Here is a 24,292-nt window from a genome sequence, read left to right on the forward strand (position 1 = left end):
GTCCGCGTCAGGACGCGCGGTGAGCAGTCGGGCTCTCAGGCGCGGTGCGCGGCGATGAGCGGGTTGAGTCCCGCTGCGCGGTCTGCGGCGCCGTCGAGGCCGGTGGTCTCGAGCCAGTTGCCGACCATGCGGTAGCCGCCCTCGGTCAGCACGGACTCCGGGTGGAACTGCACGCCGTAGACGGGGTGCTCGCGGTGCTGCACGCCCATGATCACGCCGCCACCCGTCCGGGCGGTGACGGTGAGCTCGTCGGGGACGGTGTCGTCGACGATGGCGAGCGAGTGGTACCGCGTCGCGGTGAAGGGGTGCGGGACGCCGGTGAAGAGCGCACTGTCGTCGTGGTCGACCTCCGACGTCTTGCCGTGCATGAGCTCTTCGGCGTGCGTGACGGTCGCCCCGAGGGCCTCGGCGATGGCCTGGTGACCGAGGCAGACCCCGAGCAGCGGTGTGTCCGCGGTGATGGCTGCGTGGACGGTCGCGATGGAGATGCCGGCGTCGGCGGGTGTTCCCGGCCCGGGCGACAGCAGCACGCCGTCGTACTCGGCGATCCGGTCGGCGATCTCGGACTCGGGGAACGCGTCGTTCCGGACCACGTCGGTGTCGGCGCCGAGCTGCTGGACGTACCCGTTCAGCGTGTAGACGAAGCTGTCGTAGTTGTCGACGACGAGGATCCTGGTCATGGCGCTCCACCGTACTCGTGGGGGATGTGTGCAGCGGGCTGAGAGTCTTCCCACACACGTGGTCACGGTAGGATACCGGCCATGGCCAAGGACAAGGACCGCACCAAGCCCGCCCGGAGGACCCGAGCCGACTCGGTCGAGACCGCGGGGGACCAGCCGAACCCCGTCTGGTTCAAGCCGGTCATGTTCGGCTTCATGCTCATCGGGCTCGCCTGGGTGATCGTCTTCTACATCTCGAACACGACCCTCCCGGTGCCGTCACTCGGCTCCTGGAACATCCTCATCGGGTTCGGCATCATGTTCGTGGGCTTCCTCATGACCACCCGCTGGCGCTAGCCCACCGGCCCCATCGCTTCCCGACGCCCGTCGCACCGCAAGGTGCGGCGGGCGTCGTCGTTCCGTGAGCGTGGCCAGAGCCGTCGTTCCTGGTCGCGCCAAAGGTCGTCGTTCCCGAGGGCGCGGTCCGAATCTGTTCTCCACAAGCCCGAGCAGCGCGTGGACCCGCTCTCCCCATGCTCGGACCGGTTCTCCACAGTTCTCCACACTTTCCACACTGCTGTCCACACACCAGCCCCGAAGTTATCCACAACTCAGTCCACAGTGGGGATAATCACACCCGTGTAACTCACCGGTTTGTCCACACCTGTGGACAACTCGCTCGTGCACGTGTGGAAAGCGTCTCCGGACGACTCCGGGGCGGGACGACGAACGCCCCGTCGCGGAGGGCGACGGGGCGTTCGAGGTGAGCCGATCGGAGCGGGTCAGATACCGATCCCGACCTGCAAGGCGGTGTAGGCGGCGAAGATCGCCGCGATGACGACGACGGCCTCGGCCACGAGCAGGCCGATCTGCAGTCCACGCTGCCGGACGTTGCGCGTCTTCGAGAACACGAACCCGGTGATGAACCCGAGGACGATGCCACCGACGTGCGCCTGCCACGAGATGTTCGTGCCGGGCAGGAAGCCGACCACGAGGTTCAGACCCATGATCACGAGGAGCTGGACGGCGTTGTACCCGAGGCTCCGCTGGATCACGAAGAACGCCGCGAAGAGACCGAAGATCGCCCCGGAGGCGCCGACGACCTGGGTACCCGGACTCAGCCAGGCGACCGCGAGGTCACCGCCGAGCCCGGCGAGGAAGTACAGCGCCAGGAACCGCCACGTGCCGAGGATGTTCTCGAGCATGCGCCCGAAGATCCACACCGCCCACATGTTGAACAGGATGTGGAAGAACGACGAGTGCACGAACAGACCGGTGATCAATCGCCACGGCTGCGAGCCCACGAGGGGCGTGTAGAAGCTCAACCAGGCGTTGACGTACCCGCCGCTGACCTGGTTGAGGAGCCACAGCACGACCGAGACGACGACGATCACGACCGTCGCCTTCTGGTCGAGCATGGCGAAGCGCCGCCGGGCGACCGTCATCCCACTGGGACCGTTCGCCCGGCGGTTCGCCGTGAACTGTGCGCGCTGTTCACGCACGCACTCCGGGCAGTGCACCCCGACCGCTGCCGGCGTCTGGCACTCCGGGCAGATCGTCCGCCCGCACCGCTGGCAGAGGACGAAGCTCTGCCGGTCGGGGTGCCGGTAGCAGGTGTTGTTCGAGTTGTACGCCGGATCGCTCACGTGGTGGCTCAGACGTCCTCGACGTCGATGCTCTGGATGACGACGTCCTCGAGCGGCTTGTCACGGCCGTCCGTGGCGACACCCTCGATCGCGTCGACGACGGCGCGGGACTCGTCGTCCGCGACCTCGCCGAAGATGGTGTGCTTGCCCTGCAGCCACGGCGTCGCCACCGTGGTGATGAAGAACTGCGAGCCGTTGGTGCCGCGACCGCCCTGGATGCCGGCGTTCGCCATCGCGAAGATGTACGGGTTCTGGAAGGTGAGCTCCGGGGAGATCTCGTCGTCGAAGCGGTAGCCGGGGCCACCGATGCCCTGGCCGAGCGGGTCGCCGCCCTGGATCATGAAGTCCTTGATGATGCGGTGGAAGACCACACCGTCGTAGAGCTTGTCCGTCGACACCTTGCCGGTCCCCGGGTGGGTCCATTCCTGCTTGCCCGTCGCGAGGTCGACGAAGTTCTTGACGGTCTTCGGAGCGTGGTTGCCGAACAGGTTGACGCGGATGTCGCCCTTGTTCGTGTGGATCGTTGCGACAGCAGTGTGCAGAGACATGTTCCGATTCTCGCATGTGTGACCTGCGTACAGACGAGACGCACAGGGACGGCTCCGTGACCTGTCAGGCGCCCTGGTGGCAGGATGGGCACACGCCGTTCCGATGGAGGTACCAGATGACGACGATCGAACTGCCGCGCAAGCGCCGGAAGCAGATCAAGAAGCTCAAGGGCAAGACCGCCTCGCTCCTCGGCGAGCAGCGCAAGGTGCTCGAACACGCGAACGAGATCCTGGCCGAGGCCCGCGCGCACGCCGCCGATGCAGCACGCAAGGACATCGCCCCCCGGGTGCAGAACGCGATCGACAACGGGATCCGCCCGGCCGTCGCCACCGGTGTGCACGCTGCCACCTCGGCTGCGCAGACCGCTTCGCACCGCTTCCAGACCGAGGTCATCCCCGGGCTGGTCTCGACGGCTGGCTCCGTCCTCAGCGTGGGCGACCTCGCGAAGGACCCGCGGGTCAAGAAGCTCGTGAAGAACGCGCAGAAGAAGAGCAAGAAGGCCCGCAAGGCTGCCGCCAAGTACGTGCCGGCCGCGCAGCAGAAGAAGGGCCTCGGCTTCGGTGGCGTCGCGCTCATCGTGGTCGGCGTGGTCGCCGTCGCCGGTGCCGCGTACGCCGCGTACCAGACGCTCCGCGCTGACGACGACCTCTGGGTCGCCGACGACGCCGACACGGCGGAGAAGCCCTCCGCCTGACCTCCCGGTTCGTACGAAGGGCCCCGGCTTCCGCCGGGGCCCTTCGTCGTCTCTCCGGCGAGCGGGTGGACAACGTCTCGCTTGCAACCGAGCGCCGTTCCGCACCCGCTCGGCGGAGTGCCGACCACAGGTCACGCCCGCTCACGCACCCACGTGACGGACGGGAGGCGCGCACCGGCCCCGCCCCGCGCCTCCAGGCCCGCAGATGCAGCGTCCAGAGCCGCGAGATCGCACTCCCGCGCCCCGACCCAGCCCACACACGCGCGCAATCGCGATCTCACCCGCACCCGCACCCGAGCCGGGCGCATACCGAGCGCAGGCCGAACGCCGGACGGGACCCATCGCGGAGCGGCGCGCCGAAGGCGCCGACAAACACGACGACCGAGCGGGGCGAAGCGAGGAACGAGCGGAGCACTGCTCACGCCGACGGAGTGGAGCCTAGGAGAATCGAACTCCTGACATCCTGCTTGCAAAGCAGGCGCTCTACCAACTGAGCTAAGGCCCCGAGACACCCATGGTACGGATGTCGGAGGGAAGTGGTGGGGCTACAAGGACTTGAACCTTGGACCTCTTCGTTATCAGCGAAGCGCTCTAACCGCCTGAGCTATAGCCCCTCAGACCGGATGAAAGCCTACCGTACCGATCCCGGAGAACGAAATCGAGTGGTCGGCCTCATCCGGCCGGGTGTGTCAGTTGTTCGTGAAGCCCACGAGCAGGCCGCCCGTGATCCGCACACTGAGGTTGTAGAGGACGCTCACGATCGCGCCGAGCACAGTGCCGACGACCACGTTGAGGATGCCCACGACGATGGAGAACCCGAGCACCTGGCCCAGCGAGAACTGGTCCATGATCGAGTAGTTGTTCTGCCCGGTGACGTCCTTCAGGAGCGAGTCGATCTCGCCGAAGACACCGGTCTGGTTGAGGATGACCCACACGAGCGCCGTGGCGACGACGATCACGATGGAGCCGGCCAGGGCGATGAGGAAGCTGAGCTTCACCATCGACCAGAAGTCGACGTACACGAGCCGCAGTCGCACCTGACGGGTGCCGACGGGCCGCTTCGCCTTCTTCTGGAGCTTCTCGGCGACACTACTCATTGCTCGGCTGGTCCTCTCCGGCCTGGTCGTCGCCAGGCGCGGTGTCAATGGGATCAGTGGAATCGGGCGCTGCCTCAGCAGGGCTCACCGTCTCCACCGGGCCCGCGGGCTCGATCTCGGCGTCGTCCTGGTCGTCCAGGTTCCGCTCGGTGTTCCGGGCCACTGCGATGATCCGGTCGTTCTCCGCGAACCTCGCGAAGACCACACCCATCGTGTCGCGACCCTTGGCGGGCACCTCGGCCACGGCAGACCTTACCACCTTGCCCGATTGCAGCACGACGAGCACCTCGTCGTCCTCGCCCACGATGAGAGCACCCACAAGGTCACCTCGGTCGGCGGCCAGCTTGGCCACCTTGATGCCGAGACCACCGCGGCCCTGCACGCGGTACTGGTCCACCGAGGTGCGCTTGGCGTAGCCGCCCTCGGTCATGACCCACACGTAGCCGTCGTCCGAGACGACCCGGGCTGCGAGGAGGGCGTCGTCGTCGCGGAACGACATGCCCTTCACGCCCGAGGTCGAACGACCCATCGGGCGCAGGGTGTCGTTCGTCGCGGTGAAGCGCAGCGACATGCCGTGCTTCGACACGAGCAGCAGGTCGTCGTGCTCGTCGACGAGCAGCGCCTGCACGAGGGTGTCGCCGTCGCGCAGGTTGATCGCGATGATGCCGCCGGTGCGGTTCGTGTCGTACTCGGTCAGCGCGGTCTTCTTGACGAGCCCGTGGGCGGTCGCGAGCACCAGGTACTGCGCCGCCTCGTAGTCACGGATGTCGAGGACCTGCTGGATCTGCTCGTCCGGCTGCATCGCGAGCAGGTTCGCGACGTGCTGGCCCTTCGCGTCGCGGCTGGCCTCTTGCAGTTCGTACGCCTTGGCCCGGTACACGCGACCCTGGTCGGTGAGGAACAACAGCCAGTGGTGCGTCGTCGTCACGAAGAAGTGCTCGACGATGTCGTCCGCGCGGAGCTGCGCACCCTTCACACCACGACCACCGCGGTGCTGCGAGCGGTAGTTGTCGCTGCGGGTCCGCTTGACGTACCCGCCGCGGGTGATCGTGACCACCATCTCCTCTTCGGGGATGAGGTCCTCCATCGACATGTCGCCGTCGAAGCCGAGCAGGATCTCGCTCCGACGGTCGTCGCCGAAGCGGTCCACGATCTCGTCGAGCTCGTCACCGATGATCGAGCGCTGGCGGGTCTCCGAGCCGAGGATGTCCTGGAAGTCGGCGATCTTCCGCTCGAGCTCCTCGGCCTCGTCGTGGATCTTCTGGCGCTCGAGGGCGGCCAGGCGACGGAGCTGCAGCTCGAGGATGGCGCGCGCCTGGATCTCGTCGACGGACAGCAGGTCCATCAGGCCGGTGCGGGCCTCTTCGACGTCGGGCGAGCGACGGATGAGCGCGATGACCTCGTCGAGGGCGTCGAGCGCCGCCAGGTAGCCGCGCAGGATGTGCGCGCGCTTCTCGGCCTCTCGGAGCCGGTACTGGGTCCGGCGGACGATGACGTCGATCTGGTGGTCGACCCACGCCGAGATGAAGCCGTCGAGGGCGAGCGTGCGCGGCACCCCGTCGACGATCGCGAGCATGTTCGCGCCGAAGTTCTCCTGCAGCTGCGTGTGCTTGTACAGGTTGTTGAGGACGACCTTGGCGACGGCGTCGCGCTTCAGCACGATCACGAGGCGCTGGCCGGTGCGACCAGAGGTCTCGTCGCGGATGTCGGCGATGCCCGAGAGCTTGCCGTCCTTGACACCCTCGGCGATGCGGATCGCCAGGTTGTCCGGGTTCACCTGGTACGGCAGCTCGGTGACCACGAGGCACGTGCGGCCCTGGATCTCCTCGACGTTGACGACCGCGCGCATCGTGATCGAGCCACGACCGGTGCGGTAGGCGTCCTGGATGCCCTTGGTGCCGAGGATCTGCGCACCGGTCGGGAAGTCCGGGCCCTTGATCCGCTGCATGAGCGCTCCGAGGAGCTCCTCGCGCGTCGCGTCCGGGTGCTCGAGCGCCCACTTCGCGCCGGCGGCGACCTCGCGCAGGTTGTGCGGCGGGATGTTCGTCGCCATGCCGACCGCGATGCCGACCGAGCCGTTCACGAGCAGGTTCGGGAACCGAGCCGGCAGGATCGCGGGCTCCTGCGTGCGCCCGTCGTAGTTGTCCTGGAAGTCGACGGTGTCCTCGTCGATGTCCCGGACCATCTCCATGGCGAGCGGCGCCATCTTGGTCTCGGTGTACCGCGGGGCCGCGGCGCCGTCGTTGCCCGGCGAGCCGAAGTTGCCCTGGCCGAGCGCGAGCGGGTAGCGGAGCGACCACGGCTGCACGAGGCGGACGAGGGCGTCGTAGATCGCGCTGTCACCGTGCGGGTGGAACTGCCCCATCACGTCGCCGACGACACGGGAGCACTTCGAGAACGCGCGGTCCGGACGGTAGCCGCCGTCGAACATCGCGTAGATCACGCGACGGTGCACCGGCTTCAGTCCGTCGCGGACCTCGGGCAGGGCGCGTCCGACGATGACGGACATCGCGTAGTCGAGGTACGACCGCTGCATCTCGAGCTGCAGGTCCACCTGCGAGATGCGGTCGCCGGAGACGACGATGTCCCCGCTGTCGCCGTGGACGATCTCGGGCTGCTCGTCGGCGCCGTTCTCGTTGTCGTCAGCCATGTGGCTTGGTCACCTTTCTGGTGGCCCTCCGGGCGAGAGCCTGGAGGCACTGGTTCCGTTCGTCGCGCCGGGCGCGACGACAGGCGGTCGGGACTGGTCGACGCGGCTGGCACCGCGCCTCCTGTCCTAGATGTCGAGGAAGCGCACGTCCTTGGCGTTCTGCTGGATGAACTGGCGCCGGGACTCGACGTCCTCGCCCATCAGCGTCGCGAAGACGCTGTCCACCGCTGCCGCGTCCTCGAGCGTGACCTGCAGGAGCGTCCGGGTGTCCGGGTTCATCGTGGTGTCCCACAGCTCCTTGTAGTCCATCTCGCCGAGGCCCTTGTAGCGCTGGATCCCGTTGTCCTTCGGGATGCGCTTGCCCGCCGCGAGGCCGGCCTGCATGAGGGCGTCGCGCTCACGGTCGCTGAACACGTACTCGTGCGCCGAGTTCGACCACTTCAGGCGGTACAGCGGCGGCTGCGCGAGGTACACGTAGCCGCGCTCGATGAGCGGTCGCATGTAGCGGAACAGGAGCGTGAGCAGGAGCGTCGTGATGTGCTGACCGTCGACGTCGGCATCGGCCATCAGCACGATCTTGTGGTACCGGGCCTTGTCCGGGTCGAAGTCCTCGCCGATGCCGGCGCCGAACGCCGTGATCATCGACTGGATCTCCTGGTTGGCCAGGGCGCGGTCGAGGCGTGCCTTCTCGACGTTGAGGATCTTGCCGCGGAGCGGCAGGATCGCCTGCGTCATCGGGTTGCGACCCTGCACGGCGGAGCCGCCGGCGGAGTCACCCTCGACCATGAAGATCTCGGAGACCGTCGGGTCCTTCGACTGGCAGTCCTTGAGCTTGCCGGGCATGCCGCCCGACTCGAGGAGGCCCTTGCGGCGGGTGGTCTCACGCGCCTTGCGGGCGGCGAGGCGAGCCTGCGACGCCTGGATCGCCTTGCGCACGACGTCGCGGGCCTGCGTCGGGTTGCTCTCGAACCAGTGGGTGAGCTCGGTGCCGACGACGCGCTGCACGAAGCCCTTGGCCTCGGTGTTGCCGAGCTTGGTCTTCGTCTGGCCCTCGAACTGCGGCTCGCCGAGCTTCACGGAGATGACGGCCGTCAGCCCTTCGCGGATGTCGTCACCCGTGAGGTTGTCGTCCTTCTCCTTGATGATCTTCGCCTCGCGCGCGTACTTGTTCACCAGGTACGTCAGCGCAGCGCGGAAGCCCTCTTCGTGGGTACCGCCCTCGTGCGTGTTGATCGTGTTCGCGAAGGTGTGGACGCTCTCCTGGTAGGAGGTGTTCCACTGCATCGCGACCTCGAGCGCGATCTTGCGCTCCGGGTCCTCGGCCTCGAACCCGATGACGTCCGGGTGCACGAGGTCGGCCTTCTTCTGGGCGTTGAGGTACTCGACGTAGTCGGCGAGTCCCCGCTCGTAGAGGAAGGAGTCCTGGCGGGCCTCTTCCCCTTCGTCCGGGGTGCGCTCGTCCTGCAGCGTGATGCGGAGCCCCTTGTTGAGGAACGCCATCTGCTGGAAGCGGGTGCGCAGGGTCTCGTAGTCGAAGACGACCGTCTCGAAGATCTCCGCGTTCGGCCAGAACGTGATCGTGGTGCCGTGCTCGTCGGACTCCTCGTCCTTCGAGAGCGGTGCGACCGGGACCCCGTCGGTGTAGCTCTGGCGCCAGACGTGGCCCTGCTGGCGGACCTCGACGTCGAGTTCGGAGCTCAGCGCGTTGACCACCGACGAACCGACACCGTGCAGACCGCCGGACACCGCGTACGCGCCGCCGCCGAACTTGCCGCCGGCGTGCAGGACCGTCAGGACGACCTGGACGGTGGAGACGCCCTCGGCCGCGTGGATCCCGACCGGGATGCCACGGCCGTTGTCGACCACGCGGACGCCGCCGTCTTCGCGGATCGTGACGTTGATGGTGTCGCAGTAGCCCGCGAGCGCTTCGTCGACGGAGTTGTCGACGATCTCCTGCACGAGGTGGTGCAGACCGCGCGGCCCGGTCGACCCGATGTACATGCCCGGACGCTTCCGGACGGCTTCGAGCCCTTCGAGCACCTGGATCTGGTCTGCGCCGTACGCTTGGTCGCTCTGCGGGGTCGGCTCGGCGGTCGAGTTCTGTCGGTCGTCGTCAGATCCGGATGTCATTCGAGGGTGCTCCTGCCTGCGCGCGGAACACCCGCGCACTGCACCTCTCAGTCTACCTCAGGACCCCCTCGTCCGAGGGCTGAAATCGGCCGTTCAGCGGCCGAAATCGGTACCAGAGGATGATTTCGTCGGCTCAACCGTAGGTATCGCGAGGACCACGCCCCTGGACCGTCCTGGGGCCGCGTTTCCAGGTGGGGGCGTCGGGGCCGGAAACCCGGATCGACTCGACCCCGGCTTCCGGGTGCCGCTCGGCGATGGTCGTCGTGACGGTGCTCCGCATCAGTCGGAGCTGCGTCGCCCACGCCGTCGAGTCGCACCGGATGACCAGTGCGCCGTCGTCGATCGTCATCGGACGGGAGTGCTTCGCGAGTTCGTCGCCGACCACCGCGGGCCAGTCGACGAAGAGCTCGGACCGGGCGAGCGGCTCCGTCCATCCGAGTTCCTGGGCGAGGGAACCGACGACGTCGCCGAGGCCCTTCGGCTCACGACCGCGGCCGTACGGCACGGAGTCCGGGTCGAGTGCGCTCATCCGCCGTCGCCGCGCGTCGACACCGCGCTTCGACGGGTCGCCGAAGACGGCACGGAGGTGGCGGTACGCGCGGGAGGGCTCGGTGGGCTTCCATGGCTTCGGCATCAGGCGCCCACCCCCGTCGGATCGGGTGCCGTCGCGTCGTCCGCGGTGGCCGCGTCGGCCGCTGCCGTCGCGTCGGGTGCTGCCGTCGCGTCGTCCGCGGTGGCCATCGGACTGGAGGAGCGGCTCGCCGCCGCCTCGTCGGTCACGATGGTGCCGGCCTCGATCCGGACGGTGTGCGCGGCCAGCTGTCCGGGAACGTCGCCGAACACCGCCGCGGTGATGAGCACCTGTTCGTAGTCGGCGACCGCACCGGCCAGGCGCTCCCGACGGGATTCGTCGAGTTCGGCGAAGACATCGTCGAGGATGATGATCGGGTCGCCGAGGCTGGACTCGGCCCGGAGGATCGAGGCGCTGGCGAGCTGGATCGCGAGCGCGAAGGACCACGATTCGCCGTGACTCGCGTACCCGCGTGCAGGTAACCCGTTCAGCTGGAAGAGAACGTCGTCCCGGTGCGGTCCGACGAGCGTCAACCCGCGGTCGAGCTCGTCCCGTCGGCGCCGTTCCAGCGCCGCGCGGAAGGCGTCGGCGGCCGCGGTCACCGAGACCGGTTCGTCCGGCGTCCCGAGCACCGGGTCCGTCGCGTTCGCGTCCTCGGGGTCGCCGCCCCGGACGCTCAGCACGCCCGCGATCGACGCTTCGTGCCGTTCGCCGGCGACGGTCGCGTACGCCTCGGCGACGAAGGGCGCCAGTCGACGGGTCAGGTGGTCGCGCGCAGCGATGATCTCCGCCCCGAAGGCCACGAGCCGGTCGTCCCAGACATCGAGCGTCGCGAGGGAGCCGGACTTCGCCCCGGTCGCCCGTGCCGACTTCAGCAGGGTGTTCCGTTGGCGGAGCGTCCGGTCGTAGTCGGCGAGGACGCCCTGCATGCGCGGCGCGATCTGACCGAGGAGCTCGTCGAGCATCCGGCGCCGCCCGGCCGGCTCACCGCGGACGAGTGCGAGGTCCTCGGGTGCGAAGAGCACGCTCGTGCAGTACCGCGGGAGCTCCCGGGGCTTGATCGCCGAGCGGTTGACCTGCGCCCGGTTCGCCCCGGTGCGGTTGATCTGCACCTCGGCGAGGATGCTCCGGTCCTCGTGCGCGAGCCGCGCGCGGACGACCGCCGCGTCGCAGCCCTGCCGCACGAGTGCCGCGTCGGTGGGGACGCGGTGCGAGCCGAGGGTGGAGAGGTACCCGATCGCCTCGACCAGGTTGGTCTTGCCCTGGCCGTTCCGTCCGACGAACAGGTTCGGCCCGCGTGCGAGGTCGACGTCCGCCTCCCGGTAGTTCCGGAAGTCGGTGAGCTGGAGATGGTCGACGTGCACGCGGGCCGATACGGGTCGAGGTGGTTACCTCGGCAGGACTACGCCTTCTTGACGGCGTGACCGCCGAACTGGTTGCGGAGCGCCGCGACGGCCTTCATCGTCGGGGACGCACTGCCCTGACGTGAGACGAAGCGGGCGAAGATCGACGCCGAGAGCGCGGGCATCGGCACCGCGAGCTCGATGCCCTCTTCCAGCGTCCAGCGGCCCTCGCCCGAGTCCTCGACGTAGCCCTCGAGCTCGTCGAGCTTCGGGTCCTCGTTGAGGGCGAGCACCATGAGGTCGAGCAGCCAGGAGCGCACGACGGTGCCGCGCTGCCATCCGGCGAAGACGGCGGGGACGTCGTGGATGATGTCCTTCGCCTCGAGGAGCTCGTAGCCCTCGCCGTACGCCTGCATGATCGCGTACTCGATGCCGTTGTGGACCATCTTCGCGTAGTGACCGGCGCCGATCGGGCCGGCGTGCGAGAAGCCCTCTTCGCGCGGGCCCTCGGGGCGGAGCGCGTCGAAGACCGGCATGGCGAACTCGACGTCCTTGACGTCACCGCCGACCATGAGGCCGTAGCCGTTGTCCTTGCCCCAGACGCCACCGGAGACGCCGGCGTCCATGTAGCGGATGCCCTTGGCGCCGAGCTGCGCGGCGTGGACGGTGTCGTCCAGCCACTTCGAGTTGCCGCCGTCGATGACCAGGTCGCCCTCGGCGAGGACGCCGGCGAGCTCGGTGATCACGTCGTCGGTGATCTTGCCGTGCGGGACCATGACCCACACGAGCTTCTGGCCCTCGGGGAGCGCTGCCGCGAGGTCGGCGAGGCTGGCCACATCGGAGACGGCGGGGTTCGCGTCGTACCCGGTGACCTCGATGCCTGCGTTGCGGAGACGGGCACGCATGTTGTTGCCCATGCGACCGAGGCCGACAAGACCGATGTGCATGATTTCCTCTTCTGTTCGTCGTCGCGCTGATGCAGGGATGGCGCGTCAGCGCAGTGTTCGGCTGTTGCGCTTACCGCAGCAGGAGATTGGGCTGCAGCAGGTACCGGTATCCGTCCGCTGCCGGGGCCTCTTGCGAGGTCTGACCGGTGATGAGCACCGGACCCGGCTTGTTGGGGTTCTCCGTCTTGGTGAAGGAGATACGGACGAACTCGGAGTGCACCGCATTCAACCCGTCCAGGAGGAACGCGGGCTTCAGGGAGACCACCGTTTCCTCACCGGTCAGCAACGCACTGATCGACTCTGACGCCTGCGCTTGTTCGGAACCGATCGCCTCGAGCGTGAGCCCGTCGACCGTGAAGGAGAACCGGAGCGCGGCTTCGCGCTCCAGGACGAGGGAAACCCGTCGGACCGCCTCGACCAGTTCCGCGGTGTTGATCACCGCGTGGTCCTGCACGGTCTCGGGGAAGAGTCGGCGCACCGGCGGGTAGTTGCCCTTGATGAGCAGCGACGTCACCGTCTTGTCGTCGGCGTGGAACGCGATGAGCTCGCGTTCGGAGGACCCGCTGATGGACACCGAGACCGTGGACGCCGAACCGAAGGTGCGGCCGACCTCCTGCAGGGTGCGGGCCGGCACGAGTGCGTGCAGCGGTGCGCTCTCGGTCTCGCCGGTGCGGCCGGAGTCCCACTGGATCGTGCGCACGGCGACGCGGTAGCGGTCGGTCGCGATGAGGGAGACGTCGTGGTCCCCGACCTCGAGCTGCACGCCGGTGATCACCGGTGTGACGTCGTCGCGGCTGGCGGCGACGGCCACCTGGGACACCGCTTCGGAGAACGCGTCGCCGGGGATGACACCGGTCTGCGCACCGATCTCCGGGAGGGTGGGGTACTCCTCGACCGGCATCGACAGCAGCGTGAAGTGCGCCGAGCCGCAGCTGACCGAGATCTTGGCGTCCTCGGTGGTGAAGGTCACCGGGGCGTTCGGCAGGCGGCTCGCGATGTCGTTCAGCAGCCGGCCCGAGACGAGCACGGTGCCGGGATCGTCGATCTGCGCGGTGATGGACGTCTGTGCCGAGACCTCGTAGTCGAACGAGGAGAGCGTGAGCCGGTCGCCCTCGGCGTGGATGAGGACGCCCGAGAGGATCGGGAGGGTCGTGCGCTGTGGGAGGAGTTTCACCGCGAAGGAGACGGCTTCGGAGAAGACGTCCCGGTTGACCTCGAACTTCACAGCTGGAACCCCTGTCGATCGGTTGGACTGTCCGGCCGCCCCATTGTGGCACAGCCCGGCGGAGCCAGGATTTCTTGTCATCCCGCCGTCCACAAGGTTGGCCCATTGAGATCAATCGTTAACCAGGAGTAATGGTGTTAACGCCTGTGCACACTGTGGATAACCCTGTTGATGCCGCTCGGCGACAGGGAACTACAACCGTGTGACTTGTGAGCGGCGTGTGGGCGGCCTCTGGATGAGTGAATCTCAGGTATCCACTTCCATCCCCAGTTTCCACAGTTGCCCCTCCACCTGTGAACAACCGGGCGGCGTGTCCTCCACAGTTATCCACAGGCTTTCCACACTGTGAGAAGTCCGGTGCATGGAACCGTCTCAGATGGTGGATGCGCGCCAAGGTGGGCCGATCCGATGGTCGCCGGTCGTGCCTCCAGGCCTGGTCGACCCGATCTCGGACCGACGTGACCAGCGCGTCGGGAGACGGATCCCGGGACCGCGATCAGCGGTAGCGGCGGTCCTGCTTGATGCGGCTCGTGAGTTCGGTGACCTGGTTGTAGATCGACCGACGCTCCTTCATCAGCTCGGTGATCTTCTTGTTCGCGTACATGACCGTGGTGTGGTCGCGGTTGCCGAACAGCTGCCCGATCTTCGGCAGGGACAGGCTCGTGAGCTCGCGGCACAGGTACATCGCGATCTGTCGTGCGGTGGCGATCGCCTGCGAGCGGGACGAGCCGTAGAGGTCGTCCACGGAGAGCTTGAAGTACTCCGCGGTGTGGTTGATGATGTCCGTCGGCGCGACCACGTTGTCGTCGTCGAGGGTGATCAGGTCCTTCAGGACGGTCTGCACGAGCGCCATGTCGACGGCCGTGCGATTGAGGCTCGCGAACGCGGTGACGCGGATGAGCGTCCCCTCGAGCTCGCGGATGTTGCTCGACACCTTCGACGCCATGAACTCGAGGATGTCGTCCGGCACCTGCAGGTGGTCGGACTGCGCCTTCTTGCGGAGGATCGCGATGCGCGTCTCGAGCTCGGGCGCCTGCACGTCGGTGATGAGACCCCACTCGAAGCGCGAGCGCATCCGGTCCTCGAACCCGGTCAGGTGCTTCGGTGCGACGTCGGACGTGATGACCACCTGCTTGTTGTGGTCGTGCAGCGTGTTGAAGGTGTGGAAGAACGCTTCCTGCGTCGAGTCCTTGCCCTGGAGGAACTGGATGTCGTCGATCAGCAGGATGTCGATGTCGCGGTACCGCTGCTGGAACTGGTTCGAGCGGTTGTTCGCGATCGAGTTGATGAAGTCGTTCGTGAACTCCTCGCTGGACACGTACCGGACCCGGATCCCCGGGTAGAGGCTCTCGGCGTAGTGGCCGATCGCGTGCAGGAGGTGGGTCTTGCCGAGACCGGAGTCCCCGTAGATGAAGAGGGGGTTGTAGGCCTTGGCCGGGGCCTCGGCGACCGCGACCGCCGCGGCGTGCGCGAAGCGGTTCGACGAGCCGATGACGAAGTTGTCGAAGTTGTACTTCGGGTTGAGGCGGGACTCGGGTCGGCCGCCGGTGCCCGGGGAGTCGATCTGGCTCGGGACGAAGGGCGCCTCGATGTACTGCCGGGGTGCGGCGCTCTGCTCGACGGGCTGCTGCACGGGCTCCGCGTACTCGGGGACGTGCGACGCGACGGTCGGGTCGACCCGGGGCTCGGACGCCATGTCCGGGTTCACGGTGATGGCGAAGTTCGCGACCGTGTCGTCACCGATGCGGGAGACGGCCTCGGTGATCGGGATCCGGATGCGCTGTTCGAGCATGCCGCGGGTGAGGTCGTTCGGGACTTCGAGGTAGAGGGTGCCGGCGAGGACGCCCTTCGGTTCGACCAGGTGGAGGAAGCCCTGCAGCTGCGGGGTGACGCGGTCGTCCTCGGAGAGGAGTCCGAGGACCGATGACCAGAGGTCCTCGACGGGGTCGGCCGGCATCGTCATGTCGCGCTCGTCTCCTGGTCTTGTGTCGTACGGGGGCCGTTCCGGGCCGCGCTCGACCGGCGTGTCTTCCGGCGGGGCGTCCGTGTCCGGGCGGCTTCTTCGACGGCCCGGACCGCGTGTCGCCCCGCGAGTGGTCCACAGGGTTGTCCACAGTCTTGTCCACGTCCGCCGGGTGGTGCACGTCGGGGAGACTCCCCCGTCCTGCCGGGCAACAGGCGGATCGATCACACCACTGTAAAGGACCGGGGCGCGTCGTACCGAACGCACGTTTTCCCCAGTGTGGATAATGATCGTGCGCAGCCCTTCCGCGCAGGGGTCTGCGTCCTGCGTTTGACCTGTCCGCTGCTGTCACGTACCGTTAACCAGTTGACTGCGGCCGTTTGGTCGCGCCCATCTGCGTCGTTCGGCACCGAGCGGCGACACATACGTGACGGCTGCGCTGCGTTCCTCCCGCTGAGGACGGAACCCGGGGCAGCCATGTGGAGATCATCATGAGCAAGCGCACCTTCCAGCCGAACAACCGTCGTCGTGCCAAGAAGCACGGCTTCCGTGCCCGCATGCGCACCCGCGCCGGCCGCGCCATCCTCGCCGCGCGTCGTTCCAAGGGCCGCACCGAGCTCAGCGCCTGAACGAGCCTCACCTGACCGGACTCCGTCCGGTCCGGTCCCGGCTGGGAATCTGGTAGCGATCGTGCTGGCTCGTGCCAACCGCATCGTCCGTGGTGACGACTACCGGTCCGTCGTGCGTCGTGGTCGCAGGAGCGCCACGGCGCACGCCGTCGTATCGGTGGTCCGTCGCACCACCGACGACGGCACGGTCGACCCAGGGCCGACCCGGTTCGGCTTCATCGTCGCCAAGACGGTCGGGAACGCGGTGACGCGGAACCTGGTCAGGCGTCGCCTCAAGGCGATCGCGCACGGGCTGCTGCCGGACGTCCCCGTCGGGTACGACGTGGTGGTCCGCGCACTGCCAGCCGCTGCGCAGGCCGGATGGCCTACCCTGCTCGAAGACGTCTCGCGCTCCTGCGCGCGTGGTGTGGAGAAGGCAGCATGAACCCGTTGACCCGCCTCGCCTGGGGCATCGCGTTGCTCCCGCGCAACGCGTGCGTAGTCGTGCTGCGTGCGTACCGGGCTGTCATCTCCCCGCTGTACGGGAACGTCTGCCGCTACCACCCCTCGTGTTCGCGGTACGCGCTCGAAGCCATCCAGCAGTACGGCGTGGTCCGCGGATCGGCGATGGGCGCATGGCGCATCGCCCGGTGCAACCCCTGGGCAGCCGGGGGCATCGACGACGTCCGTACGCGGCGTCGCCCCTACGACGTCAACCGGTTCGGGTTCGTGCTCGCACCGAACCCGCAGCAGCCGCAGACCGCGGTCGGGACTCCCCTCCCGGTCCTGCTCCCCCAGCGCACTCGAAAGGCGTGACCGTCCCCATGGACCTCATCGGTACGATCCTCTGGCCGCTCAAATGGGTGGTCTCGGCCATCCTCGTCGGCTTCCACTGGATCTTCGAGAACATCGGCATGGACCCCGGCGCGGGGATCACCTGGGTGCTCTCGATCATCTTCCTGACCTTCGTGGTCCGCGCCGCGCTGATCCCGATCTTCGTGCGCCAGATCAAGTCGCAGCGTCGCATGCTCGAGGTCGCGCCGCAGCTGAAGAAGATCCAGGACAAGTACAAGGGCAAGAAGGACCAGTTCTCGCGTGAGGCCATGAGCCGCGAGACCATGGCGCTCTACAAGGAGACCGGGACGAACCCGCTGAGCTCCTGCCTGCCGCTGCTCATCCAGATGCCGATCTTCTTCTCGCTGTACTCGGTGCTGCACGAGGCGCAGATCAACAAGACCGGCATCGGCCTGCTCACGAACGACCTCGCCGGCTCGTTCGGCAACGCGTCGCTGTTCGGCGCTCCGCTGCACGAGACGTTCACGAACGCCTCGGGCTGGGAAGTCCGCGCGATCGCCGGCTTCATGATCGTCGTGATGACGGCGTCGCAGTTCATCACGCAGCTGCAGCTCGTCGCGAAGAACATGTCCCCGGAGACCAAGGCGTCGCCGATGTACCGCCAGCAGAAGATGATGCTGTACATCCTCCCGCTGGTGTTCGTCATCTCGGGTCTGTCCTTCCCCCTCGGCGTCATGTTCTACTGGCTCGCCTCGAACATCTGGACGATGGCCCAGCAGTACTTCGTCATCCGCAGCATGCCGACCCCCGGGTCCGAAGCAGCCCTCGCCCGAGAGGCCCGCCTGGCGAAGAAGGCGCAGCGTCGCGGATCGGCCACCCCGGTCCTCGCCGAGGCCGGTGCCGGTGCCGGTGCGGCCGAGATCGAGGCCGTGCGTGTCACCACGCAGCGTCAGCAGCCGGTTGGCAAGAACCGCTCCAAGAAGAACGGGAAGAAGTAAGTGACCGAGCAGGACATCGCGGACTCCGTCGAGACCCCCGTCGAGACCGTCGAAGACGACGCTGAGGATGCCCGCGACGAAGCGGACATCGCAGCCGACTACATCGAGGAACTCCTCGACATCTGCGACCTCGACGGCGACATCGAGATCGAGGAGCGCGCGGGTCGCGTCTACCTCTCGGTGACCGACGAGGGCGATGCCCTCCGGGTGCTCTCGAAGCCGGACACGGTGTCGGCGCTCCAGGAACTCACGCGCATCGCCGTGCAGGCGGAGACGGGCGAGTTCAGCCGGCTGATCCTCGACGTCGGTGGTTCCCGCGACGCCCGGGCCACCGAACTCCAGCGACTGGTCGACACGGCGATCGAGCGCATCGAGGGCGGCTCGTCCTCCGCGGCGCTCCCGGCGATGTCCTCGTACGAGCGCAAGCTCGTCCACGATCTGGTCGCCGAGAAGGGCTTCCACTCGGAGTCCGAGGGTGAGGGTCGGGACCGCCACACGGTCGTCACCCGATGACGGAGACCGCTCCGCCGGTGCTCGAAGACGAACCTACGGCTGCAGCGACGCTCTTCGGTGACCGGATCGACGTCGCTCGGTCCTTCACGAACGAGCTCGCTCGCAGGGGCGAAGAGCTCGGTCTGATCGGTCCCCTCGAGCTGCCTCGGCTCTGGACGCGACATATCCTCAATTCAGCGGTTCTCGCGCCCCTCCTGGAGGCGCAGGGTCGCGTTGCCGACGTCGGGTCCGGAGCCGGTCTGCCCGGCCTGGTGCTGGCCATAGCGCGCCCCGACGTGCACCTCACGCTGATCGAGCCGATGGAGCGTCGGGTGGACTGGCTCACGTCGGAGGCGGCGCGACTGGGACTGACCAACGTCGATGTGGTTCGTGCACGTGCCGAAGACGTTGCGGACGAGATCGTCGTCGACCAGGTGACCGCCCGGGCTGTCAGCGCGCTGTCAAAGCTCATCCCGCTCACGGTGCCGCTCGTCCGCTCTGGCGGGCAGCTCATCCTGATGAAGGGCGCCCGGGTCGAGGACGAGATGGAGAAGGCCCGCAAGGTCATCCTCCGCAAGCGCTTGACCGACGTCGAGGTGCTCGAGCTCGGAGTCGGTGTGGTCGAGGAGACCACTCGAGTCTTCCGGGCTACAGTTGACTGACGCTGCGGCTCGGGCCGGTACCACCGGCCGCCAGTGGCTCCGCGTTCCACGTGAAACACCGAACCGGGGAAGAGGCACTCGTTGAGTTCATCGACCGATTACGACGCGTCGACACCGCTCGCTCGCGAGATCGCTGATCTGAACCGCCGTCGGCGCGCGATCGCGACGCAGCAGTTCCCGCTGCCCGCGAAGACTCGGGTCTTCACGGTGTCCAACCAGAAGGGCGGCGTCGGGAAGACGACCACCACCGTGAACCTTGCGGCAGCGCTGGCGCACGGCGGGGCTCGGGTGCTTGTCATCGACCTCGACCCGCAGGGGAACGCCTCCACAGCCCTCGGTGTGGACCACCAGGCGGAAGTCGCGAGCATCTACGACGTGATCGTCGACGAGGCACCGATCGCCGACACCGTGCAGCGGTCCCCCGAGTCCGACACGCTCTGGTGTGTGCCTGCGACGATCCACCTTGCCGGCGCCGAGATCGAGCTGGTGTCGCTGGTCGCTCGTGAACAGCGCCTGCGGACTGCGCTCGACGAGTACCTCGCGTCACTCGAGGAGCCGTACCACTACGTCTTCATCGACTGCCCACCGTCGCTCGGCCTCCTGACGATCAACGCCTTCGTGGCCGCGCAAGAGGTCCTCATCCCGATCCAGTGCGAGTACTACGCGCTCGAGGGTCTGAGCCAGCTCCTGCGGAACATCGAGCTGATCGAGCGGCACCTCAATCCGAACCTCCGGGTCTCGACGATCCTGCTGACGATGTACGACAGCCGTACGAACCTGTCGAACCAGGTCGCGGCAGATGTTCGGGAGCACTTCGGTGGCCAGGTGTTGAACGCGGTGATCCCCCGGTCGGTCCGCGTCAGTGAGGCACCGAGCTACGGCCAGAGCGTGGTCGCGTACGACGTCAACTCCACCGGGTCGCTCTCCTACCTGGAGGCAGCGGCCGAGATCGCAGAACGAGGAGCACAAGCCTGATGGCACCGAAGCGAACCGGACTCGGCCGAGGCATCGGCGCCCTGATCCCCACCGCCACGGAGCAGCAGGAACGCCCCGTCGACGTCTTCTTCCCCACCGGTGGTACGCCCACTGGCGGTACGCCGTCCTCGGCGCCGACCGCAGAAGACCTCGTCGCTGTGCCCGGCGCCCGTCTGGCGAACCTGAACCCGCTCGACGTGGTCCCGAACGCACAGCAGCCCCGTAAGGAGTTCCGCGAGGAGGAGCTGCAGGAGCTCGTGCACTCGATCCGTGAGATCGGGGTCCTCCAGCCCATCGTCGTGCGCCCGATTGCCGGCGCGACCGGCACTGCTCCCCAATACGAGCTCATCATGGGTGAGCGTCGTCTCCGCGCGACGAAGGAACTCGGGCTCAGCACGATCCCTGCGATCGTGAAGGACACCCCCGATGACGCGATGCTCCGGGACGCGCTCCTGGAGAACCTGCACCGTGCGAACCTCAACCCGCTGGAAGAGGCCTCGGCGTACCAGCAGCTCCTCGCCGACTTCGGGATCACCCAGGAGCAGCTGGCTCAGCGCATCGGGCGTTCGCGACCGCAGATCACGAACACCATCCGGTTGCTCCGCCTGCCCTCCCCCGTACAGCGGCGCGTAGCCGCCGGCGTCCTGTCCGCCGGGCACGCTCGCGCGATCCTGGCCGCGCCGGATGCCGAGGCGATGGAGTACCTCGCCGAGAAGATCGTGAACGAAGACCTGTCCGTCCGTACCGCCGAGGCGCTCGCCCAGCAGCTTGCGGCGAAGACCCCGGTAAAGTCGAAGCCGGAGCCCTCGAAGCGACAGGTGCACTTCAACGACCTTGCCGAGCGGCTCGGGGATCGGCTCAACACCCGCGTGAAGATCGCGGTGGGGGCTCGGAAGAGTTCAGTGACGATCGACTTCGCCAATGGTGACGACCTCAACCGGATCTTGAGCGAGCTCGGCGTCGGGGACGTCGCCGAGTAGCCCTCTCGGCCGCTGTGCGCCCCTGTGAGACGTCGGGGCGGTGTGATCGTCAGCCAGCCCGGGGACGACCGGGCCAGGCCCTCAGGCGGCCATCCGGGCGTCGAGAGGGGATGTTCCACGTGGAACCCGTCCGGCAGTCGACCGTGCTGCGCACGTGTCCGTGAGGTAGACGTTCCACGTGGAACACCCGCATGCGCTCAACCTCGACGAAGCGTCCGGAGCTTCCGAAGCCCGACGGCAGCGAACAGTGGCTTGAAGAGCGCCATCTCTCCGAACCGGTAGTCGTCGGCCGCAGCCAAGCGGGCCGCGAGGTCGGGACGCTGCCGAAGGAGGTAGGCCCGGGCCTTCTCTGCGTGCAGCCCGTTCGACGCGAAGATGATCCGGTCGAACCGCTCCACGAGGGGGACGATGTTCGAGACGTTCTCCCAAGTAGAGCGGCTGTCGCGATCAACCAGGACGGGGCCGGGCCAGTTCCGACGATCACGGATGAACCCACGGAGCAGGTCGGCTTCGGGCACGGCTCCGTGCACCGCTCCCCCGCTTGCGACGAGCGTCACCGGCCGTGATCGCAGCGCTGCTGCACGTGCCGTCCGCACCGCAATCCGTGCACGCCAGCGGTTGATCGTATTGGCGTGATGCCCGCTGTTCCGGAATCCGAGGACGATGACCGCTACGGACTCGCCGGGACGCAGCGCTGGGAGACGCCGGGCCCGCACCGACGCCGACGCGTGCACCAACTCGCCCCAGCCGACGACGAGCGCGGCAGCGGCGGTTGCAGCGGCGAGGCTGGAGCGCAGTGTTCCACGTGGAACACGCGGCTTCATTGATCAAACCCGGTGGTCGCGGATGGCCTGTTCGGCGAGCTCGGCGTAGGTCCACCCGAGATCGAAGCCAGAAGCGGACAGGGCCTGCGGTACCAGAGAGGTCTCGGTGAGGCCGGGGAGCACGTTCGCCTCGAGGAACCACGGCGTCCCCGCAGCGTCGATGATGATGTCGACACGCGAGATGTGACGCAGGCCGAGCGCCTCGTGCGCGGCGACCGCGGCTGCGGACGCCGCCTGCGCGTTCTCCTCCGACAGACGAGCAGGCGTGTAGAAGGTCGTCTCGCCGGCGTTGTAGCGGGCCTCGAAGCCGTAGATCCCGTTTCGCGGGACGATCTCGACGGCCGACAGCGCCACGGGGCCGTCGCCCGTGTCGATGATGCCGACCGCGACCTCGGTCCCCGTGATGAGCTGCTCGACCACGACGTCGTCGCAGTACGTGTAGGCCGTCACCATCGCTCGTGGCAGGTCGTTCACGTCGTCGACCAGTGTCACGCCTTGCGCACTGCCGCCACGCGCCGGCTTGACCGCGAGGGGCATCGGGTGCTCGACGGCGATGCTCTCGAGGACCCCGACGGCACCGAGCTCACGGAACACGTCGTGCGACAGGGTCACCGACCGCGGGGTGCGGACACCGGCACGGGCGACGAGTGCGGAGGCTGTGGGCTTGTCCCACGCCAACCGAGCCGACGTCGAACGCGAGCCGACGAACGGGATGTCGAGCGCCTCCAGGATGCCCCGCAGGGCCCCGTCCTCACCGGAGGCGCCGTGCAGAGCCGGCCACACGACGTCTGGGCGGGTCTCCCGCAGGGTCGGAAGGAGGGACGCGTCAGCGTCCCGGAGATCGACCTGCCAGCCGTAGCCCGTCAGCGAGTCGGCAACCCGACGGCCCGATCGCAGGGAGACATCACGCTCGTGCGAGATCCCTCCGGCGACGACGACGACGTGACGACGAGTGAGCTCGGCCATGCGAGAGGACCTCCGGTGCTGCGGTGTGACGAGGGGCTGATCCGTGCACGATCGCGATGAAAGCGCTGATCAGGAGATGTTGGGGGGCGGTGCGCTGACCGACGAGGTCGGGCGCACCACTGCGTTCGGACGCGTGGCCGCACCGAAGGTCTCGACGAGTTCGAGCTCGTCGTTCACCACGTTGGCGAGGCGCTTCACACCGACGCGGATCTGCTCAGGAGTCGGGTAGCAGAACGATAGACGGATGTGTCCGCCGCCGCGACCGTCGGCGTAGAAGGCCGTCCCCGGCGTGTAGGCGACGAGCTCCTTCACGGCGCGCGGCAGCATGCCCTTCGAGTCCAGCGTCTCCGGCAGGGTCAGCCAGACGAAGAAGCCACCGTTCGGCTTCGTCCACGACAGGTCCGGCAGGAACTCCCCCAGCGCCGAGAGCATGGCGTCACGTCGCTCGGCGTAGATGCCACGGAACGTGTCGACCTGCCCCTTCCAGTCGGCCGCGTCGAGGTAGGCGTTGACGACGTACTGCCCGAAGGAGTTCGGGGCGAGGACTGCGGACTCGTTCGCCAGCACGAGCTTCTCGCGGATGGCGTGCGGGGCGAGTGCCCATCCGACGCGGAACCCCGGGGCGAGGGTCTTCGAGAACGAGCCGAGGTAGACCACGCCCTCCTCGTCGATGGAGCGGATCGCCTGCGGCGCGGGCTCGTCGAACCAGAGGAGTCCGTACGGGTTGTCCTCGAGCACGAGGATGTTGTTCGAGCGGCAGATGTCGAGGATCTCTATGCGACGCTCGCGGCTCAGCGTGACGCCGGCCGGGTTGTGGAAGTTCGGGATCGTGTAGAGGAACTTGATGCGCTTGCCCTGCGTCCGCAGGTTGGCGATCGCCTCACGCAGGGCCTCGGGCACGAGACCGTTCTCGTCCGTCGTCACGTGCACCGTCTCGGCCTGGTACGACCGGAAGACACCGATCGCACCGACGTAGGACGGGGATTCTGCCAGGACGACGTCGCCCGGATCGATGAACAGCCGCGTGACGAGGTCGAGCGCGTGCTGCGAGCCGGTGGTCACCACGACGTCCTCGGCGCTGGCACGGATGCCCTCGAGGCTCATCACGTTCACGATGTGCTCGCGCAGGGACCGCAGACCCTGCCCACCGCCGTACTGCAGCGCCATGGCGGCGTCCTGTGCCATCACACGGTCGAGGGAGCCCGTGACGAGCTCACGCGGCAGCGCGGAGACGTACGGCATGCCGCCGGCGAGCGAGACCACCTCGGGACGCGACGCGACGGCGAACAGGGCTCGGACCTCGGAGGCGCTCAGCCCGGCGGTGCGCTGGGCGTAGGAGTCGTACCAGGGGTCGAGGCTGTTGCCGTTCGTCATCAGTGCTCCGTTTCAGTGGGACATTCCCGCCACACTACGACATCGGCCCCGGGAACCAGGGCTGCGGGACGGGGCCGATCCTGAACCAGTGGCCCGGAACGATGGCGGCCCCGCGTTCCAGAGCGAACGGAACGTCGACGGCCC

General features: G+C 67.7%; 24 protein-coding genes and 2 tRNA genes. 10 read left to right on the forward strand and 16 right to left on the reverse strand.

Annotated elements, in window-relative coordinates:
• Positions 1 to 35: 35 nt before the first annotated feature.
• Complete coding sequence (locus BIU96_RS05765) at positions 36 to 680, reverse strand: aminodeoxychorismate/anthranilate synthase component II (protein WP_071291653.1); 645 nt, start codon at positions 678 to 680, stop codon at positions 36 to 38.
• Positions 681 to 761: 81 nt separating this feature from the next.
• On the opposite strand from BIU96_RS05765, the gene BIU96_RS05770 reads away from it, so the two are divergent.
• Entirely contained in the window at positions 762 to 1,016 is a 255-nt protein-coding gene (locus tag BIU96_RS05770) for a cell division protein CrgA (RefSeq protein ID WP_071291654.1), read from the forward strand.
• A 425-nt stretch (positions 1,017 to 1,441) separates the two neighbouring features.
• Here the strand turns inward: BIU96_RS05770 and BIU96_RS05775 are convergent, their stop codons facing one another.
• Together BIU96_RS05775 and BIU96_RS05780 are read right to left on the reverse strand one after the other, a co-directional pair.
• Positions 1,442 to 2,305: a rhomboid family intramembrane serine protease gene (locus tag BIU96_RS05775; RefSeq protein WP_071291655.1), complete on the reverse strand. Its 864-nt coding sequence runs from the start codon at positions 2,303 to 2,305 to the stop codon at positions 1,442 to 1,444.
• An 8-nt stretch (positions 2,306 to 2,313) separates the two neighbouring features.
• Positions 2,314 to 2,853 carry a peptidylprolyl isomerase gene (locus BIU96_RS05780; RefSeq protein WP_071291656.1) on the reverse strand — a complete coding sequence of 180 codons (540 nt, stop codon included), beginning with the start codon at positions 2,851 to 2,853 and terminating at the stop codon, positions 2,314 to 2,316.
• A 116-nt stretch (positions 2,854 to 2,969) separates the two neighbouring features.
• Here BIU96_RS05780 and BIU96_RS05785 point away from each other — a divergent pair, with 116 nt between their 5' ends.
• The gene (locus BIU96_RS05785; RefSeq protein WP_083402689.1) at positions 2,970 to 3,548 is read left to right on the forward strand and encodes a hypothetical protein; all 579 of its coding nucleotides are present in this window, start codon (positions 2,970 to 2,972) and stop codon (positions 3,546 to 3,548) included.
• A 432-nt stretch (positions 3,549 to 3,980) separates the two neighbouring features.
• Here BIU96_RS05785 and BIU96_RS05790 read toward each other — a convergent pair.
• From BIU96_RS05790 to dnaA, 10 genes are all read right to left on the reverse strand, one after another.
• Positions 3,981 to 4,053 (reverse strand) — tRNA-Ala (locus BIU96_RS05790).
• 32 nt (positions 4,054 to 4,085) lie between these two features.
• Positions 4,086 to 4,162: transfer RNA gene (locus BIU96_RS05795), tRNA-Ile, on the reverse strand.
• A gap of 75 nt (positions 4,163 to 4,237) precedes the next feature.
• Complete coding sequence (locus BIU96_RS05800; protein ID WP_071291657.1) at positions 4,238 to 4,645, reverse strand: DUF3566 domain-containing protein; 408 nt, start codon at positions 4,643 to 4,645, stop codon at positions 4,238 to 4,240.
• Complete coding sequence (gene gyrA / locus BIU96_RS05805; RefSeq protein ID WP_083402690.1) at positions 4,638 to 7,295, reverse strand: DNA gyrase subunit A; 2,658 nt, start codon at positions 7,293 to 7,295, stop codon at positions 4,638 to 4,640. The genes BIU96_RS05800 and gyrA overlap by 8 nt, the downstream gene beginning before the upstream one ends.
• A gap of 126 nt (positions 7,296 to 7,421) precedes the next feature.
• On the reverse strand, positions 7,422 to 9,425 hold the full coding sequence (gene gyrB, locus BIU96_RS05810) for a DNA topoisomerase (ATP-hydrolyzing) subunit B (RefSeq protein WP_071291658.1): 2,004 nt from the start codon (positions 9,423 to 9,425) through the stop codon (positions 7,422 to 7,424).
• Positions 9,426 to 9,558: 133 nt separating this feature from the next.
• Positions 9,559 to 10,059: a DUF721 domain-containing protein gene (locus BIU96_RS05815; protein ID WP_071291659.1), complete on the reverse strand. Its 501-nt coding sequence runs from the start codon at positions 10,057 to 10,059 to the stop codon at positions 9,559 to 9,561.
• Positions 10,059 to 11,360 (reverse strand): DNA replication/repair protein RecF, encoded by a 1,302-nt coding sequence (gene recF, locus BIU96_RS05820; protein ID WP_071291660.1) that lies wholly within the window; start codon positions 11,358 to 11,360, stop codon positions 10,059 to 10,061. Before recF ends, BIU96_RS05815 begins: the two co-directional genes overlap by 1 nt.
• Before the next feature lie 38 nt (positions 11,361 to 11,398).
• Complete coding sequence (gnd, locus tag BIU96_RS05825; protein ID WP_071291661.1) at positions 11,399 to 12,286, reverse strand: phosphogluconate dehydrogenase (NAD(+)-dependent, decarboxylating); 888 nt, start codon at positions 12,284 to 12,286, stop codon at positions 11,399 to 11,401.
• 70 nt (positions 12,287 to 12,356) lie between these two features.
• Positions 12,357 to 13,511, reverse strand: coding sequence for a DNA polymerase III subunit beta (gene dnaN / locus BIU96_RS05830; protein ID WP_071291662.1), 1,155 nt, complete (start codon positions 13,509 to 13,511; stop codon positions 12,357 to 12,359).
• Positions 13,512 to 14,007: 496 nt separating this feature from the next.
• Entirely contained in the window at positions 14,008 to 15,474 is a 1,467-nt protein-coding gene (dnaA, locus tag BIU96_RS05835; RefSeq protein ID WP_071291663.1) for a chromosomal replication initiator protein DnaA, read from the reverse strand.
• Between the two features lie 491 nt (positions 15,475 to 15,965).
• Here dnaA and rpmH point away from each other — a divergent pair, with 491 nt between their 5' ends.
• The 8 genes from rpmH to BIU96_RS05875 all read left to right on the forward strand — a co-directional run bounded on the left by rpmH (position 15,966) and on the right by BIU96_RS05875 (position 20,984).
• Entirely contained in the window at positions 15,966 to 16,103 is a 138-nt protein-coding gene (rpmH, locus tag BIU96_RS05840) for a 50S ribosomal protein L34 (protein ID WP_019181680.1), read from the forward strand.
• A gap of 61 nt (positions 16,104 to 16,164) precedes the next feature.
• Positions 16,165 to 16,527 carry a ribonuclease P protein component gene (rnpA, locus tag BIU96_RS05845; protein ID WP_071291664.1) on the forward strand — a complete coding sequence of 121 codons (363 nt, stop codon included), beginning with the start codon at positions 16,165 to 16,167 and terminating at the stop codon, positions 16,525 to 16,527.
• A complete protein-coding gene (yidD, locus tag BIU96_RS05850) occupies positions 16,524 to 16,898 on the forward strand; it encodes a membrane protein insertion efficiency factor YidD (RefSeq protein ID WP_071291665.1) in 375 nt (124 codons plus the stop codon). The genes rnpA and yidD overlap by 4 nt, the downstream gene beginning before the upstream one ends.
• Before the next feature lie 8 nt (positions 16,899 to 16,906).
• Positions 16,907 to 17,875 carry a membrane protein insertase YidC gene (yidC, locus tag BIU96_RS05855; RefSeq protein WP_071291666.1) on the forward strand — a complete coding sequence of 323 codons (969 nt, stop codon included), beginning with the start codon at positions 16,907 to 16,909 and terminating at the stop codon, positions 17,873 to 17,875.
• 15 nt (positions 17,876 to 17,890) lie between these two features.
• Positions 17,891 to 18,388 carry a R3H domain-containing nucleic acid-binding protein gene (locus BIU96_RS05860; RefSeq protein ID WP_071291699.1) on the forward strand — a complete coding sequence of 166 codons (498 nt, stop codon included), beginning with the start codon at positions 17,891 to 17,893 and terminating at the stop codon, positions 18,386 to 18,388.
• On the forward strand, positions 18,385 to 19,029 hold the full coding sequence (rsmG, locus tag BIU96_RS05865) for a 16S rRNA (guanine(527)-N(7))-methyltransferase RsmG (protein WP_071291667.1): 645 nt from the start codon (positions 18,385 to 18,387) through the stop codon (positions 19,027 to 19,029). Before BIU96_RS05860 ends, rsmG begins: the two co-directional genes overlap by 4 nt.
• A gap of 81 nt (positions 19,030 to 19,110) precedes the next feature.
• A complete protein-coding gene (locus tag BIU96_RS05870) occupies positions 19,111 to 20,004 on the forward strand; it encodes a ParA family protein (RefSeq protein WP_071291668.1) in 894 nt (297 codons plus the stop codon).
• Complete coding sequence (locus tag BIU96_RS05875) at positions 20,004 to 20,984, forward strand: ParB/RepB/Spo0J family partition protein (RefSeq protein WP_071291669.1); 981 nt, start codon at positions 20,004 to 20,006, stop codon at positions 20,982 to 20,984. Before BIU96_RS05870 ends, BIU96_RS05875 begins: the two co-directional genes overlap by 1 nt.
• A 197-nt stretch (positions 20,985 to 21,181) precedes the next feature.
• Here BIU96_RS05875 and BIU96_RS05880 read toward each other — a convergent pair whose 3' ends face one another.
• From BIU96_RS05880 to BIU96_RS05890, 3 genes are all read right to left on the reverse strand, one after another.
• Entirely contained in the window at positions 21,182 to 21,808 is a 627-nt protein-coding gene (locus BIU96_RS05880) for an ElyC/SanA/YdcF family protein (RefSeq protein WP_083402692.1), read from the reverse strand.
• A gap of 3 nt (positions 21,809 to 21,811) precedes the next feature.
• Positions 21,812 to 22,774: a D-alanine--D-alanine ligase gene (locus BIU96_RS05885; protein ID WP_071291670.1), complete on the reverse strand. Its 963-nt coding sequence runs from the start codon at positions 22,772 to 22,774 to the stop codon at positions 21,812 to 21,814.
• Between the two features lie 69 nt (positions 22,775 to 22,843).
• The gene (locus BIU96_RS05890) at positions 22,844 to 24,148 is read right to left on the reverse strand and encodes a PLP-dependent aminotransferase family protein (protein ID WP_071291671.1); all 1,305 of its coding nucleotides are present in this window, start codon (positions 24,146 to 24,148) and stop codon (positions 22,844 to 22,846) included.
• Positions 24,149 to 24,292 lie beyond the last annotated feature (144 nt).

This window comes from Curtobacterium sp. MCBA15_008, from assembly GCF_001865065.1.
Classification (GTDB): Bacteria; Actinomycetota; Actinomycetes; order Actinomycetales; family Microbacteriaceae; genus Curtobacterium.

What these genes read in the sequence shown, in the direction of transcription:
- BIU96_RS05780 (WP_071291656.1), bottom strand. Translation starts at nt 2,853, where the DNA reads ATGTCTCTGCACACTGCTGTCGCAACGATCCACACGAACAAGGGCGAC.
- yidC (WP_071291666.1), top strand. Translation starts at nt 16,907, where the DNA reads ATGGACCTCATCGGTACGATCCTCTGGCCGCTCAAATGGGTGGTCTCG.
- BIU96_RS05815 (WP_071291659.1), bottom strand. Translation starts at nt 10,059, where the DNA reads ATGCCGAAGCCATGGAAGCCCACCGAGCCCTCCCGCGCGTACCGCCAC.
- gyrA (WP_083402690.1), bottom strand. Translation starts at nt 7,295, where the DNA reads ATGGCTGACGACAACGAGAACGGCGCCGACGAGCAGCCCGAGATCGTC.
- BIU96_RS05890 (WP_071291671.1), bottom strand. Translation starts at nt 24,148, where the DNA reads ATGACGAACGGCAACAGCCTCGACCCCTGGTACGACTCCTACGCCCAG.
- dnaA (WP_071291663.1), bottom strand. Translation starts at nt 15,474, where the DNA reads ATGACGATGCCGGCCGACCCCGTCGAGGACCTCTGGTCATCGGTCCTC.
- BIU96_RS05885 (WP_071291670.1), bottom strand. Translation starts at nt 22,774, where the DNA reads ATGGCCGAGCTCACTCGTCGTCACGTCGTCGTCGTCGCCGGAGGGATC.
- BIU96_RS05800 (WP_071291657.1), bottom strand. Translation starts at nt 4,645, where the DNA reads ATGAGTAGTGTCGCCGAGAAGCTCCAGAAGAAGGCGAAGCGGCCCGTC.
- rsmG (WP_071291667.1), top strand. Translation starts at nt 18,385, where the DNA reads ATGACGGAGACCGCTCCGCCGGTGCTCGAAGACGAACCTACGGCTGCA.
- BIU96_RS05765 (WP_071291653.1), bottom strand. Translation starts at nt 680, where the DNA reads ATGACCAGGATCCTCGTCGTCGACAACTACGACAGCTTCGTCTACACG.
- rpmH (WP_019181680.1), top strand. Translation starts at nt 15,966, where the DNA reads ATGAGCAAGCGCACCTTCCAGCCGAACAACCGTCGTCGTGCCAAGAAG.
- BIU96_RS05770 (WP_071291654.1), top strand. Translation starts at nt 762, where the DNA reads ATGGCCAAGGACAAGGACCGCACCAAGCCCGCCCGGAGGACCCGAGCC.
- BIU96_RS05880 (WP_083402692.1), bottom strand. Translation starts at nt 21,808, where the DNA reads ATGAAGCCGCGTGTTCCACGTGGAACACTGCGCTCCAGCCTCGCCGCT.
- gyrB (WP_071291658.1), bottom strand. Translation starts at nt 9,425, where the DNA reads ATGACATCCGGATCTGACGACGACCGACAGAACTCGACCGCCGAGCCG.
- yidD (WP_071291665.1), top strand. Translation starts at nt 16,524, where the DNA reads ATGAACCCGTTGACCCGCCTCGCCTGGGGCATCGCGTTGCTCCCGCGC.
- BIU96_RS05875 (WP_071291669.1), top strand. Translation starts at nt 20,004, where the DNA reads ATGGCACCGAAGCGAACCGGACTCGGCCGAGGCATCGGCGCCCTGATC.
- gnd (WP_071291661.1), bottom strand. Translation starts at nt 12,286, where the DNA reads ATGCACATCGGTCTTGTCGGCCTCGGTCGCATGGGCAACAACATGCGT.
- BIU96_RS05785 (WP_083402689.1), top strand. Translation starts at nt 2,970, where the DNA reads ATGACGACGATCGAACTGCCGCGCAAGCGCCGGAAGCAGATCAAGAAG.